A 13,441-nucleotide genomic window follows, 5' to 3' on the forward strand; every position below is an offset into this window, starting at 1 on the left:
CCTTTCGGGCTGAGTGCGTTACAGACCAGCGGCCTCGTTGAGGGCGTCGATCCGTAGCTGCCGGGACGCCGGTGAGTCCAGGCTGAACGACCTGAAGTCGCCGAGTTCATCGCGGATCCATGCTTCTATTTCGGCGATGCGCTTGCTGACTGCGGCAGTGGGCTTGGCGAACGTCCACGCCGCGATGCGTTCGTTGCCGGGATCATACTGCCACAGGCCGATGATCCGGCCCCGGTCCAGAATCGGGTGATCCGGGAGGTCGGCCTGAAGCGCAAGGGTGGTGTCCAGGACCTTCTTTCCTTTGTCCTCCTCTGCGAACATCTCAGCCGAATTCCGCCTGTGGAGGACCAGTGAGTCGGTGCCTGCAAGCAACTGGATCTGCTCGTCGCCGGGTTCTTGGAAGTCGGCCAAGCGTTCGACGTCGTCCGGCAGCATCCACAGCACGTCACCGTTCGCGGTGGCCACTTCCACGGCCCCGACGCCGGCGAGCGCCGCTTTGGTCTGGGCTACGGTGAACGCAGTGAACCACTGGCTCTGCTTGAGAGTCGCTCCGCCTGTCCAGCGCAAGTACCGTTCGAGCAGGAGGCGGCGAGCGCCGTCGTCGTCGATTTTGCTGGGCCCAAGGCCCCACTTGGTGTAGGCATAACGCTGCTGGTCGAGGCGGCCGTTGATGGGGACCCGGCGGATGCGGCCGTCGGCCTGAAGCAGGCCCAGGGCCGTGGGCAGCGTGGTGGCTGCACCCTTCTTCTTGCCTTCCTCCCCGAGGCTCCGGACAGAATCGCCCAGTTGGTCCTTGAGCTGCCTGGGATCCAGGGGATCGCTGGACTCCTGCAGGGCGTGCTCCACTTGGTCCTCTAGAAGGGTGATCTCGCTGCGCTCCACGCCGAGTCGCGCCAATACCTTGAAGGGTGCAACGGCGGCGTCGCGGCCGATCTGCAGGCCCCAGGCGAAGTCGGCCCGGCCCAGTACGTACGTGCAGCCGCGGGCAGTGGGGAGTTCGTGGATGTTGAGTTCTTTGACATCGCGGTCGGCCTGTTCCCGACTGATTCCCGCCCTCGCAAACAGGGTGAGGTACGGATTGGCGCCGCCCACCGAGCGTGCCCATCCGGCGTGATCGAGGACTTCCTCGGATGTCTTTCCTGCGAGCGACCCGTCGAGGCCCTGTTTGTGCCAGGCCCAGGCCCGGAGGTGCTCCGCGGTGAGGGTTGCTGCGGCCGGAATGGTCTGGACTTTGGGCGTCATGGCCCTATTCTGCACCCTCGCCGGTTCCGAGGGCTTTCAGAACCTTTGCTGCTGTGGTGTCCCACCCGGGAAGGTTGGCCCGGGCCTGGATTGCGGCAGTGCGCCAGGTCTGCTGGAGTTCGTGGTCGCTAAGCCATCTCCGGATGGTGCTGGCAAGGTTGTTGGGCTGTGTTAGGTCAAGCGCCGTCCCCGCTCCTGCGCTTCCGAGCGCTTCCACGGCACCGGTCCCCTGCCGGACAAGAACCGGTACGCCATGGGCCAATGACTCCGTCACCACCAGGCCGAACGCCTCGGACTTCGAAATGAGGATGCTGAGATCGGCTTTGCGCCACTGATCCTCCAACAATTCTCCGGTCAACTCGCCGGTGATGATGATGCGGTTTTGGAGGCCATGACGTTCGACGGCGGCCCTCACCTTCGTCGCGTACGCCGGGTCAGCGTGTTCCGTGCCGATCAGGGCCGCGGCCCACGGAAGGTCCTTCAGTGTGGCGAGGGCTTCCACCAGTTCTGATTGGCTCTTATTGGGCAGCAGCGCGGCGAGGGCGATGATGTGCGGGGGTTCCGAGCCCTTGGCAATTTCAGCCGCTTCAACACCGGGATGGGCGATCACCACGTTTTTGAGGCCATGCCTGTTTTCCAGTTCCGCGACGGCGTGGGCGCTGGGGCAGACAACGCCTGAGGCTGCAGCCAGAGCCCGGGCTTCAAGATCCGCGTGATCGGCCAGCGCCATATGAGAGAGTACCCACACCTTGGTTCCTGCACTCACCGCGCCCGCCACCTCTTCCGGGGCCCCGCTCGCAACCAAACCGTCGGCAATCACTGTAGCGCCGCCGTCGAGCACTTCCGCGAACCGGCGCCGGTCTGCCGCGCTCCCAACCGGCCAATCGCCGTCGACGATGACTGTCTCGACCCCGACGCCCAGGGCCATCAGGTGCTCGGCGAGTTTGGCGTTGTACTTGTTCCCGCCGGAACCATGCCGGACGTTTCCCGGCACCAGGAAGCGGATGTGCACTTACTTGACCGGGAGCTCCAGTGAATATCCTGCCCACGCGTCCGGATTCTCGCGAAGGACGACGTCGATACCGCTGAGGGCCGGCCCATCCTCTGTGTTCTGGATCCGGGTGGCAACGGCGTCGGCGATGTGCTTCGCCAACGCCTCCGTGGTGGACAACTTGCCCTTGAACGCAGGGTGTTCGTCGAGGTTCTTGTAGTTCAGGTCTTCAAGAATTTCCTCAAGAATGCCGCCTGCCGCGCCAATATCCAGGACGATTGCGTCCTCGTTGAGCTCGGTGCGGCGGAAGGTCACTTCGGCGACGAACGTGGCACCGTGGAGGCCCTGCGCTGGGCCGAAGGCTTCGCGGGGAAGGCTGTGGGCGATCATGAAATGGCGTCGGACGGTCAGGCTGAACATGTCTTACTCCTCCGGCTTTGGATAGGCGACCACATGGCAAAAGCCGCCAGGCTTTTCAAACAACTTAACGAGGCTGGTGGGCAGATTCTGAAATTGGCATTCGCTGCTCAGGAACGTGTCGAACACCGGGTCTCTTAATTGGTTCGCGGCGAGTTCGAGGCGCTGGGCGTTGGTTCTTCTGTGTCTCCTCGGCAGCGCCACCACGCCCACTTGGCTGGAGCGGATCGTCAGCCTGCGCGCGTGGAAATCCTCGCCCAGCGGCAGAGTGACTTCCTTGTCAGCGAACCATGAAAGCTCGATCACGTCGGAATCGTCGCCAGCAAGTTGAAGGCTCAGTTTGAGTCCCTCGTTGGCGGCGGAGCAGTGGAAAACGATGTCGCAATCGTTCTCTGCTTCGTCCGGGAGCGCGAAGTTGATGTTGAGTTTTTCGGCGAGATCTCTCTTGTCCGTATCTGCGTCCACGAGTTGCAGCCGGCCGAGCGGATACTTTCGGAGTATGGTCGCCAGAACGCCGCCCACCAAGCCACCCCCGACGACGGCGACACGGTCTCCCAGCCTGGGCCCGGCTTCCCAGAGGGCATTGATGGCCACCTCCACGATGCCCGTGAGTACGGCCCGGCGCGCAGGCACGTCGGCCGGTATGGCTGTGAGCTGATTCGTCGGGACGACATAGAAATCCTGGTGCGGGTGCAGACTGAAAACCGTTTTGCCGAGCCAGTTGTCCGGGCCTTGTTCTACGACGCCCACGGACAGGTAGCCGTACTTGACCGGGCCGGGGAAGTCGCCTTCTTGATGCGGCGCATGCATCAGATCCGCCACGCGCTCCGGGACCCGCCCCTCATGCACAACACGCTCCGTGCCGCGGCTGACGCCCGAGTAAAGGGTCCTGACGAGGGCTTCTTTGGGGCCCGGCGTTGGTATGGCCTCCGGGCGCAGCTCACCGTGCCCCGACTCAGTGACCCAGTAGGCCTGGGCCTCGTGTTCTTGTTCGCGCGAGATAGTCATGATGCTTATGAATCTATCGCTGGGTTGGGGTGGGCGGAAGCTGGCGTTGGTTGTCGGCGTTTCCTGGGTGGTTGGCTTGCGTCTGCTTGGTGGCTCGTTTGTGGCGCGTTTGTGGCGCGTTTGTGGCTCGTTTTGGGGAACGGGCCCGAACTCCGGTACCCTATTTCAGTTGGTGACGTGTCCGAGCGGCCGAAGGTGCAACACTCGAAATGTTGTTTGGTGTAAAAGCCAACGTGGGTTCAAATCCCACCGTCACCGCCACTTGAAAGGCCCTGCTTCCCTTTGTTTATGAGGGTTGCGGGGCCTTTTGCTTTGCTTGGATCCCCTTGACGTCATAACCCCGTACCTGTCCTGACAACCTGTCCAACTTCGTAGAGGGTTGAAGGACTAACCTCGAAGGATCCTACCTGGGGCTACTTCTGATGCTGCCATCACCCCGGCTGGGGGTCGTGTATAGTGAAGTCCATAAACACCGGCACCGCTTTCAGACTTTGACTGCTCGCAGATCAAGACTTGATAAGTGCCGGTCTTCATTTAACAAGCGTTCTAGGATGGCGTGTGACCTACCAGAAGCCGCACCTTCAATACAGCGAACTTAGAGCGACTCTTTCGCGTCGCGGCATGGACGTTGGCGACAGGTCGACGGCGGAAACCACGCTAAGAACCATCGGCTATTCTCGCCTGAAGGCGTACACATATCCATTTCGAGTGCCGCTGCCGTCCGCCTCCGAGCAGGAAACGCCCTATCAAATGCGTGGCAAGGATTTTTTCCCCGGAACTTGTTTGGAACATGCCTCAGCCCTATACAAGTTTGATCAGAACTTACGAAGAATCTGCCTTGACGGACTTCAGGATCTTGAAATCTCCTTCCGGGCCGCTATCGCTCACACCTTGGGGAAGCGCTCCCAGTTCGCTCACCTAAATGCCGCTCATTTGGACACTGGCGCCTGCACTGCGCTGGATATCGAGGGCAAGGCGGGTTGGGACCACTGGCTGAAGACCTACAGGGAGGCGCGGACTCAGGGGAAAGAAGAAGATTTTGTCGCCCACCATCTCATCAAGTACGGCAACGATCTCCCGATATGGCTGACGACCGAGATCCTGACTTTTGGTTCACTTGTTCGCCTCTTCAGTTTGTTGGTTGACTCCGACAAGACCGCTGTAGCCAGGTACTTTGGCGTGACCGACGGCAGACGATTTCACAAGTGGCTTCTCGCGATGAACGGGCTGCGAAATGTGTGCGCGCACCATCATCGACTATGGAATCGAATCCTCACCTATGAACTTAAGGTGCCGTCAGCAACTGTGGGCCCCGAGCTGGCGCATCTGTCGGCACTCCCAAGGGAGAAGCGCCTCTATGACGCACTGGCCCTTCTTAGCTACCTCTTGAAGTCCCGCGACTCGGGCAGCCAGTGGCCCGCGACGCTGAGAACGCAACTTAAGAAGTTCCCGAAAGCAAGCGAACTGCTGACGGAGGAAGGCCACCCCGTGCTGGATATGGAGTACAGCATGGGCTGTCCGAAGGGGTGGGAAACTCTCCCGCTGTGGCAGCCTAACTAGATCGGTTCGGGCTCCACTTCACATAGGAAGATATCGAGAGGAATTCTAGGAACTTTCCGTATTACTGGTGATGCAGGAGAGGTTTCAAATCCCACCGTCACCACCACTTGAAAGGCCCTGCTTCCCTGTGTTTATGAGGGTTGCCGGGCCTTTTCTTTGGTGGACTGGGGGCAGGAGGCATGCCAGCGGTTTGAACTCCTGACGGCACCTTACGGCAGTTGCAATAGGAGCGGATTGACCGGCTTGAACCGCAGCAATCTGATGGTTTGCGCGAGGATGGCGACGCGAAAGATCAAGCTGACGACGTTGGGCATCTCCCCTGTGGTGGTTACGGTATCAACAACGCTTACGACGTCGAGGACGAGCTCTAGTCCGACCAGGACCAGTGCCGCTACCAATGGAGTTTTGGAGTTGCTGCGCCGGGTGGCAACATTCCAGATTCCGACGGCCAGCAGGAAAGCGGTCAGAATGATGTTCTGAGCATCAGCCATCATCAGTTCTGTTCGCTCAGTCTCATTGAGAGCGGCAATTTCCGAACTGGCTCCGCCATACGTGCGCCACAAGAGCAGTACCCATGCCAGGCCGATAAAGATCAGACAGAGGCCGACGCCGGTCCGCCCGTTGCGGGATCTCTTCGCTTCCAGTGCACCGGCTTCTGTGGTTGATGGAGCAGTTGGCTCCGGAAACTGCATGCTCATGTGGGACCCCTGAAGATTCCAGGGAGTACCCGATGCGCCCCCATCGAGAACAATTTAGCAGCCTGCGTCTTATGTTCAAGGGCACGGCTGCCAAAAAGGACCCAGCCTCGCAGCGGTCCAGGGGACGCTAAACCTAACTTTCATTTCGTGACGCGAAAAACTAAAGAATTAATCAAATCGAGACTAAATCTTTAAATGCTTACCACCACCAAACTGCAAGGAAAAAGCTCGATTGTTTGAATCGAGAAAAATACATTACCTTTGAAAATCGTGCATGTAGCGCATCCAACCACGCTGAGGAGCGTCATGAACTCGCTGGATCAAGCCGAAGCATCTCCGCCCCATTTTCGAGTGCGGAGCTTGGCCATCATGTCTTCCAGGACGCTTCGAAATCCTTGGTGGATCGCGGTGTTTGTGGGATTACTGGCCCTGCTGTTCCGGGTGTTCGGCGTTCAGCGGGCGAACGATGTATTTATCGACGAGGTTACTTACGCGGACCTCGCCAGAGAAATTGCTGATGGGAAAATGCCATCAATTCTCGGCAACCCTTTTTTTCTTCATCCCCCGGCCTCGTACGCTCTGAACGCGCTCGTAATACGCGTGCTCGGTCTTGAGGGCCACCCCATGGACCTGGCTTTGCAATTGCGCTGGGTCAACACGGTCCTCGGAGCATTGACGGTGGTTGTCTGCTTTCTGTTGGTGCGCCGTCTGGTCGGAGTAGGACCAGCTGCGGTGGCTGCCGTCATACAGGCCAGTGATCCCTTTGTCCTCCGCATGGACGGGCGCTTGATGATGGAGACTCCAGCTGGCCTGGCTGTACTGTCGGGATGGCTACTCGTCCTTCACCTGATAGACCGCAAGTGGGACCGCACACGCTTGTGGCTTGAACTCAGCGCCGGGTTGGTCTTCGGGCTGGCAATCGTCACCAAAGACATGACTGCTGCGTTCACTGTCGTCCCGCTCGTGGCCGCCACGTTCTGGCGTAGAACCGTTCCACTGCTTACAGCTCTGCGAATCCTCGTCGTTTCCGCCGTGCCCTATTTGATCTATCTAGGCGTGATCGGAGCAAACGGCCTGCTTCCGCAGTTCATCGAACAAAAGTCGGTGGGCGTTCTAAGAATGATGGGAGCCGTTCAAATGACCGGCTTCAATTCAGTTCCGGGCGTGAACCTGACAGAACGGCTTATAGACATGGCTGGCCGGTTCGGCACCAGCTATCTGCTCCTGGGGCTATCGATTCTGGCCGGTGCCGTGGCCGTCACCTCACAGGTGACGAGTCGGCGCGTCATTGGCTTGTTTTCGCTTTTCACAGGTTTCGTGGGCATCTATTCAGTTTTCTTTGGGGCGGCAGAAGAACAATTTGGATACTGCGTTGTTCTTGCAGCCCTGGTTTCAACGCCGGTGGCTCTGGCGATGTTGGTTTCGTGGCGACCCCGACTTCGCAGGATCACAACTGCCGCAGTGGCAGTCGTGGCAGTTCTCAGTCTCGGTTTGGGCCTACAGGCAAGGTCAGTCGTGGACGACGGGCTTGTCCGCGCACGAGATTGGATGAACGCCGAACTGCCCGGATCTTCCAAGGTGGGGTTGACGTCGGTAACCGGTGAATTCGCACTAATGCCACACGAAGGTTGGGAGGTTTTGCCCTCGTTGCAGTCGTTAAGGAACGCTGGCGCCGAGTACGTCCTGACTCAGGGAAGGCCGCTGAGCGAGGGCTACGGCTTCGCGGCTCCTGAACTCCTGGACTGGCTGGAGGGCAATGCTCAGCCGGTTTTCATTTTTACCGGACCCACTTCAGGTGAGACGGTCATTTGGAAGCTGGACCGAACTAAGCTGGACGCCGCAGTCGCCGGAGGGACGATCCTGCCACCGATAAATGGCGGATACCGGTAGAGGCAGGATTCTAATCTCATGGCCGGATCCCAGGCATGAAGCACGGCCCACGCCTGAATAGATGCCAGCCGAGACACCCTTGGGAAGTCGTTCTTCACGTCACGTTTACAGAGCTGCAGGCACTAAAGAAGTAAAGGCGACCGGGACAAGTGAACGATCCGCGTCGTAGTCATCAGCCTCGAGAATTTGATCGGACACTAAATCAATGACTTATTACATCGACAGCTCTGGGCTCCACTCGTCGCCGCCGTGTGGTGCAAATGATGAGTCTTCTCCGGCAGCTGCAAAGGTGTCAGGTAGGAGTCGGAGCAAGCGCCAGCGCCTGCTCCATTTCGTAACTTCTGCAAGCGCTACACTTCTGGTCTTGATTGCAATGACGCCGGCAGCGCCCGCCGCGACTGCGACATCGGTTCAGAATTTCGTGCCTCTTGCAGTTACGTCGTCCTGCACTTTAAGTGGTGCCACGGGTAGCAGCGCGACCAACCTTTACCCCGTCACGGCCACTCCAGATGACGCCATCGACGATACGGCCGCCATCCAAGGCAGGATCAATGTGGCAGGCGCGGCCGGCGGTGGCGTTGTGAAACTATCTGCGGGGACGTTTGTTATCAACGGCAAACTTCGCATGGCGAGCAATGTGAAACTCGAAGGATCCGGGCCAACAACCGTTTTGAAGGCCGGGCCAACCTTCATGAACAACAGCGGTCCGGCGGGCGGTTTTCCGATCGTGACGACGGCAGGGGCCGACAATACAACACTGACGAACTTCACTGCAGATCAGTCAGGTGACACTCTGAACGGCAACGTCACGGGCCGGTTGAATGAGTACATGATTGACGTCCGCGACTCGTTGAACTCGCTCGTCCAAGGTGTTCACACGAAAAACCCTTTGACGTACTCAATTGCGTTCGTCGGCGGTTCCACCTGGTGCGTCAAGGACAGCAGCACTGAATCTACAACCAACGGCAAATATGTTGAACTGGACGGCATCCACGCAATGAACACGAGTAACGGCGACATTGTTGGGAACGTCGTTGACCAACGCAAAGGCACCGATGGGGATGACGGAATCGCCATCCACACGTACGGCGCCGAGGACGTTCACGACGTCAGGATCGCGAACAACGACGTGCGCGGCGGTCGTCATGGCGCCGGGATCGACCTCGCTGGCGGATCCGGCGTGATTTACAACATTGATCTCACGGGTAACACCGTCTGGGGTTCCCCACGCGGGCTGCACGACGCTTATTACGATGGAACGCAGCAAATCCATCACATCCAGATCGTGGGGAACACCTTTAGGAACAACGACATCCAGACTGCCGGAGGGGCCATCGACTTCGAGCGCGCGGTGAGGTACGTGACAATGACGGACAACACGGCCTGCAGCTCAGGCGGTTACAACCTTCCGGCCGGCACGGGGAATGTGAACCTCAGGAACACTCTGACCGCGACGTGCGGAGATTGACTGCTCCCGGTAACTAATCCTGATAGGTTTCCCTGTAATCCTTGGGAGCTTCAATGCGTGCTAGGCGACGGTTTCTGAGAGCCACTTTGCTGGCCGCGACTTTAGGGCTTCTCGCTGTTTCTTCGTGTGCGCAACCAGGCGATCCTGCCTGTGAAGTATCCACTTCCACTGCGAACCCGGTGGAGGTGTCTTCAGGGACATCTGGGCCTGCATCCGCCACAACGATGCAATCGCCGACACCTTTGCCGAGTCGCACCCCTACGGATAAGTGCTTAGACAACACACAAGTGTTGAGATAGGACCACAGCTCAGCGCAGCGGGCCTCCCGGGGAGCCAGCATCACCGTCGATTCCTATGGCGGTGTGCTCGGTCAGGAAACTGCCGCAGTGCCAACAGCCTGGATATAACCGTTCATTTCTCATCGGTAAATTACTGCCAGGACATCGTGAACCAGATGATCGCGATGGCATAGCCCACCAGTGCAAGCAAAGCGAAGCGTCTGGGCGTGCCGACTGGGTTCTTCTTGGTAAAGCCGAAGAACGAGTTGATATTGAACAAATGAAGCAGCAACCCTCCGCCGAGCAGTCCGGCGAACATCGAGGGAGGCGCCACCAAAAGAACAGTTACGGCAAAGAACGCATACTCCAGGACGAATGCCAGTCGAGGGCGGCTCCATAAACCAAAACCTACACGTCGATCACTCCGGCCCCAGCCAAGAACTGGAAGGTCCCGGAGGTGGACCACCACATCCAGAAGCCAGTGAGACAGGACGCCAACCCAGAACAGGACACCCACAAGGACACTCTGGTAGATCACGCCAGCCAGCAGTGCAGGCACAATGCTGAGCGCACCACCGAGGACCAGCGAATGCGAGTATGGGTATGAAGTGAATTTGACGCGGGATTGCAACGGATTATTGGGGTCCACTTTCACCGACTCTTTGCCAGCGAAGACCAATGCGGGCCAAACAATGTCCGGCCACGCAACTGCGACCGCGATTGGTAAGGCGGGCGTTTCAGGCGCCACTGCGAGAATGACAGCAGCTGCGGCGAAATGACCTATGTACACAATCGCCAAGCCTAGTGTCGGCAAGATCTGCATCCTCAATCTGCCAGCGCGAGTCGCCCTTTTGAGCATCAGCAGAGAGCTCACCAAAAGTGAGATCGGGCCGCTCCTGGAAAGCTAAGGCGCCGGGACCAACCTCTCGGTACGATTAGCAGCGGAGGCACCAATGGCCAGGTCAATGCAACGAACCAGCAAAAGCACCGACTACGAGTTCCTGACGGTCTGGAGAGTGGCCGGAACGCGCGAGGAAGTGGTGGATGTCCTCGGTAACGCGGCCACCCTCAAACAGTGGTGGCCCTCGGTGTACCTCAAGGTGACACCCGTGGCGCAAGGCAACGCGGACGGCGTGGGCGCCTCGTTCGACCTCCACACCAAGGGCTGGCTCCCGTACACCCTGCGTTGGCGGCTCACCGTTACCGAACCCATTACCCTGCACGGCTTTGCGCTCAAAGCCGAGGGAGACCTCAACGGCAGGGGCCGCTGGACATTCGAAACCGACGGCCCGGAAGTCGTCATCACCTACGACTGGCGGGTCAGCACAGCGAAGCCACTCCTGCGAAAGCTGAGCTGGCTGCTGAAGCCTGCGTTCTCGGCCAATCACCACTGGGCCATGGCGCGCGGCGAGGAAAGCCTGAAACTTGAGCTCCGCCGTCGTCGGCCCGGTGCGGATCCCAGCCGCATACCGGAACCACCGGGACCAACGTTTGTGCGTACCAAGGGCCGACTTTCAGAGCAATAAACCCGGGGCCAGCATCTCCACACGCGCGCAAAGTATCCACATAGGCACCCATCCGAGGCCAGTCCGGCTCCGAACTCCCGATAGAATCAAGACGCTGACACCAGGCAGCATCCGGCCAGACGATCGAGGGAGGACTCCGTGCGCTCATTGCAGCCCCGGGCACCCTTCCATGCGTTGCGGTCCGGTGCGATCTCGCTCGTCATAGTGCTTCTTGCAGCTGGGGCTCACGTGATCGGCGGCGGGGAACTACCCACTACCGTGGTGTTGTTGGCCCTTGTCGCATTGACAGGATTGGCCGCGACGCTGGCTACGCGCTTCAAGCTCAACTTGACCGCCATGACGGCCTTGCTTGGAACCAGCCAGCTCGTGCTCCATGAGGCCTTCACGGCGTTGAGTCCAGTAACGGCAACAGCTCCAGGGAACTCGCACCACGCTGCCGAACCTCTGACTCCCTTGCTCTACACAGCGACGCCCCACGTCCATGAGCTCGGCACCACCCTGGGCACCGCGATGCTGGCTGGCCACATCCTGGCCACGATCGGCTCTGCCGTGATCCTGGCCAAGGGCGAGGATGCGCTGTGGCAGCTGGGGGCCTGGCTGCGTCCTTTAGCTGCCCTGCCAACCCTGCTGTTCAGGCCCGACGCCGGCGCCTCTCCTATCGCAGTCGGCGCGCCTGACGTTTTCCTGCCGCGCCCTTGGCGGAACCTGAGGCAAGACAGCCGCCGCGGCCCGCCCGCCGTCGTCGTTCTTCCCTGATTCCGCCCGGCACCAGCGCAACGCACTCAGCAGACGCCCTTGGTGACGGGCCACAAACCCGTACCCAGCGCCGACACTGGCGCCCCCGAAAGGCAATCCCATGAAGAAGTCCACCCTCCGCCGCACCCTGTCCGCGACCGCCGCCGCTGGCGGAACCGCTGTTCTGATGATGGCCGGCCTCGCCGGAGCATCCGCACATGTATCAGCCGATCCAAACAAGACTGCTGCCAACTCGTACGCACTGTTGACGTTCGGTATCCCCCACGGCTGCGACACGTTTGGCACAACAAAAGTCGCTATCTCGTTGCCCGAGGAACTGACCGATGCCCAGCCCACGGTCAACCCAAATTGGACGGTTGAGAAGGTCACGGAGACGTTGCCCGCACCGAAGAAGCTGGACGATGGCACCACCATCACCAAGCGGACCAGCCAGATCGTCTACACAGCCAAGGCCCCGCTGGACCCGCATCTTCGTGATGCTTTGGTTCTCTCGGTCAAACTGCCCGACGCCGCGGGCAAGACGCTCTACTTCCCCACGCTGCAGACCTGCGAGCAGGGCCAGACTGACTGGTCGGAGATCCCAAAGGATGGACAAGACGAGCACGAGCTCAAAGCACCGGCCCCGTCCGTCACCATCACACCTGCCGAAGCCGAAGGTGACCACCACGCAGCAGGCACGGTGTCCACCGAGCAGGCGTCATCGGTAACCGACGATGGATCACAGGCCCGCAGCTGGGCCGGCCTTATCGCCGGCATCGCTGGTTTGGGCCTGGGCGGCGCCGCGTTCTTCCGCGGCCGGTCAGCAAAGACAGCAGCAGTCAAGGACGACGCCAAGTAAAAGCGTGAACCTTTAGAGGATTGGCGTTCGGAAAGATTACGATCCGGACGCCAATCCAATTTCCTTGCCGTGGCTCAATTGACTCCCGTCACACCCGGCGCAAGGCTGGTGCCCATGTGGACTCAGCGCATCAAAACTGGACTTGTGACGACGACGGCCGCAGCCTCGCTGCTGCTCCTTGCTGCTTGTGGGCCAAGCCCAAGCCCGGCTGGAAGCAGCAGCGCCCCTCCCACCTCCTCTTCCGCATCTCCGACGTCGGCCTCTCCCAGCGCGAGCAACTCGCCTTCGCCGTCCGGAACGGCCACCTCCGCAGCGCCTGCGGCCGAAGGCCAATGCAAGGCCGGTTCCCTCACCGCCGCCACTGATTCCACCGGCGGCGGCGCTGCTGGGAGCATCTACGAGAAACTGATCCTGACGAACTCCGGAACCACGCCTTGCACCTTGGAAGGCTTCGCGGGAGTTTCCCTGACGGCCGATGCCAACGGCGCCCCTATCGGTGAGCCCGCTACCCGTGAAACCACTACGCCCGTCACCAAGATCGAGCTTGCCCCAGGGAAGTCGGCGTGGGCTGAACTGCGTTACACCCAGGCTGGAAACTATGGCGATTGCACCAAGGTTCCGGCGGCTGGTTACCGCATCTACCCGCCTAACGACACAGCGTCACTGTTCGTCGCTGAGCAACACGATGCCTGCAGCAACGCAGGCATCAAACTCCTGACCATCACTGCCTTCCAGGCTGTCTAACCATCAGCCCACGGCTCGGGCTTAT

The 13,441-nt window shown here is 60.0% G+C and carries 13 protein-coding genes and 1 tRNA gene; 8 read left to right on the top strand and 6 right to left on the bottom strand.

The genetic code is table 11. The features are described from left to right. Nucleotides 1-18: 18 nt before the first annotated feature. The 4 genes from AB4Z15_RS11495 to AB4Z15_RS11510 are packed head-to-tail and all read right to left on the bottom strand — an operon-like array spanning nt 19 to nt 3,658. Nucleotides 19-1,242: a DNA glycosylase AlkZ-like family protein gene (locus tag AB4Z15_RS11495; RefSeq protein WP_442017373.1), complete on the bottom strand. Its 1,224-nt coding sequence runs from the start codon at nt 1,240-1,242 to the stop codon at nt 19-21. Nucleotides 1,243-1,246: 4 nt separating this feature from the next. Next, nucleotides 1,247-2,254 (bottom strand): glycosyltransferase family 4 protein, encoded by a 1,008-nt coding sequence (locus tag AB4Z15_RS11500; RefSeq protein WP_442017374.1) that lies wholly within the window; start codon nt 2,252-2,254, stop codon nt 1,247-1,249. Beyond that, nucleotides 2,255-2,653: a 6-pyruvoyl trahydropterin synthase family protein gene (locus AB4Z15_RS11505; protein ID WP_442004708.1), complete on the bottom strand. Its 399-nt coding sequence runs from the start codon at nt 2,651-2,653 to the stop codon at nt 2,255-2,257. Between the two features lie 3 nt (nt 2,654-2,656). Further along, nucleotides 2,657-3,658: a zinc-dependent alcohol dehydrogenase gene (locus tag AB4Z15_RS11510; protein WP_442004707.1), complete on the bottom strand. Its 1,002-nt coding sequence runs from the start codon at nt 3,656-3,658 to the stop codon at nt 2,657-2,659. 171 nt (nt 3,659-3,829) lie between these two features. Here AB4Z15_RS11510 and AB4Z15_RS11515 point away from each other — a divergent pair. Beyond that, nucleotides 3,830-3,919: transfer RNA gene (locus AB4Z15_RS11515), tRNA-Ser, on the top strand. Nucleotides 3,920-4,216: 297 nt separating this feature from the next. Then, nucleotides 4,217-5,218, top strand: a complete 1,002-nt coding sequence (locus tag AB4Z15_RS11520) for an Abi family protein (protein WP_442004706.1) — start codon at nt 4,217-4,219, stop codon at nt 5,216-5,218. A 209-nt stretch (nt 5,219-5,427) separates the two neighbouring features. Here AB4Z15_RS11520 and AB4Z15_RS11525 read toward each other — a convergent pair whose 3' ends face one another. After that, the gene (locus AB4Z15_RS11525; protein WP_442004705.1) at nt 5,428-5,916 is read right to left on the bottom strand and encodes a hypothetical protein; all 489 of its coding nucleotides are present in this window, start codon (nt 5,914-5,916) and stop codon (nt 5,428-5,430) included. Between the two features lie 306 nt (nt 5,917-6,222). On the opposite strand from AB4Z15_RS11525, the gene AB4Z15_RS11530 reads away from it, so the two are divergent. Both AB4Z15_RS11530 and AB4Z15_RS11535 read left to right on the top strand, forming a co-directional pair. After that, entirely contained in the window at nt 6,223-7,806 is a 1,584-nt protein-coding gene (locus AB4Z15_RS11530; RefSeq protein ID WP_442017375.1) for an ArnT family glycosyltransferase, read from the top strand. A 421-nt stretch (nt 7,807-8,227) separates the two neighbouring features. Beyond that, the gene (locus AB4Z15_RS11535; protein ID WP_442017376.1) at nt 8,228-9,274 is read left to right on the top strand and encodes a glycosyl hydrolase family 28-related protein; all 1,047 of its coding nucleotides are present in this window, start codon (nt 8,228-8,230) and stop codon (nt 9,272-9,274) included. A gap of 429 nt (nt 9,275-9,703) precedes the next feature. Here the strand turns inward: AB4Z15_RS11535 and AB4Z15_RS11540 are convergent, their stop codons facing one another. Then, nucleotides 9,704-10,366: a hypothetical protein gene (locus AB4Z15_RS11540; RefSeq protein WP_442004703.1), complete on the bottom strand. Its 663-nt coding sequence runs from the start codon at nt 10,364-10,366 to the stop codon at nt 9,704-9,706. Between the two features lie 151 nt (nt 10,367-10,517). On the opposite strand from AB4Z15_RS11540, the gene AB4Z15_RS11545 reads away from it, so the two are divergent. The 4 genes from AB4Z15_RS11545 to AB4Z15_RS11560 all read left to right on the top strand — a co-directional run bounded on the left by AB4Z15_RS11545 (nt 10,518) and on the right by AB4Z15_RS11560 (nt 13,416). Then, the gene (locus tag AB4Z15_RS11545) at nt 10,518-11,078 is read left to right on the top strand and encodes an SRPBCC family protein (RefSeq protein WP_442017377.1); all 561 of its coding nucleotides are present in this window, start codon (nt 10,518-10,520) and stop codon (nt 11,076-11,078) included. Nucleotides 11,079-11,216: 138 nt separating this feature from the next. After that, nucleotides 11,217-11,834 carry a hypothetical protein gene (locus tag AB4Z15_RS11550; RefSeq protein WP_442017378.1) on the top strand — a complete coding sequence of 206 codons (618 nt, stop codon included), beginning with the start codon at nt 11,217-11,219 and terminating at the stop codon, nt 11,832-11,834. A gap of 100 nt (nt 11,835-11,934) precedes the next feature. Beyond that, a complete protein-coding gene (locus AB4Z15_RS11555; RefSeq protein WP_442017379.1) occupies nt 11,935-12,672 on the top strand; it encodes a YcnI family copper-binding membrane protein in 738 nt (245 codons plus the stop codon). Between the two features lie 114 nt (nt 12,673-12,786). Next, nucleotides 12,787-13,416 carry a DUF4232 domain-containing protein gene (locus AB4Z15_RS11560; RefSeq protein WP_442017380.1) on the top strand — a complete coding sequence of 210 codons (630 nt, stop codon included), beginning with the start codon at nt 12,787-12,789 and terminating at the stop codon, nt 13,414-13,416. Nucleotides 13,417-13,441 lie beyond the last annotated feature (25 nt).

Origin of the sequence: Paenarthrobacter sp. 2TAF44 (assembly GCF_052114885.1) — a bacterium.
Lineage (GTDB): Bacteria > Actinomycetota > Actinomycetes > Actinomycetales > Micrococcaceae > Arthrobacter.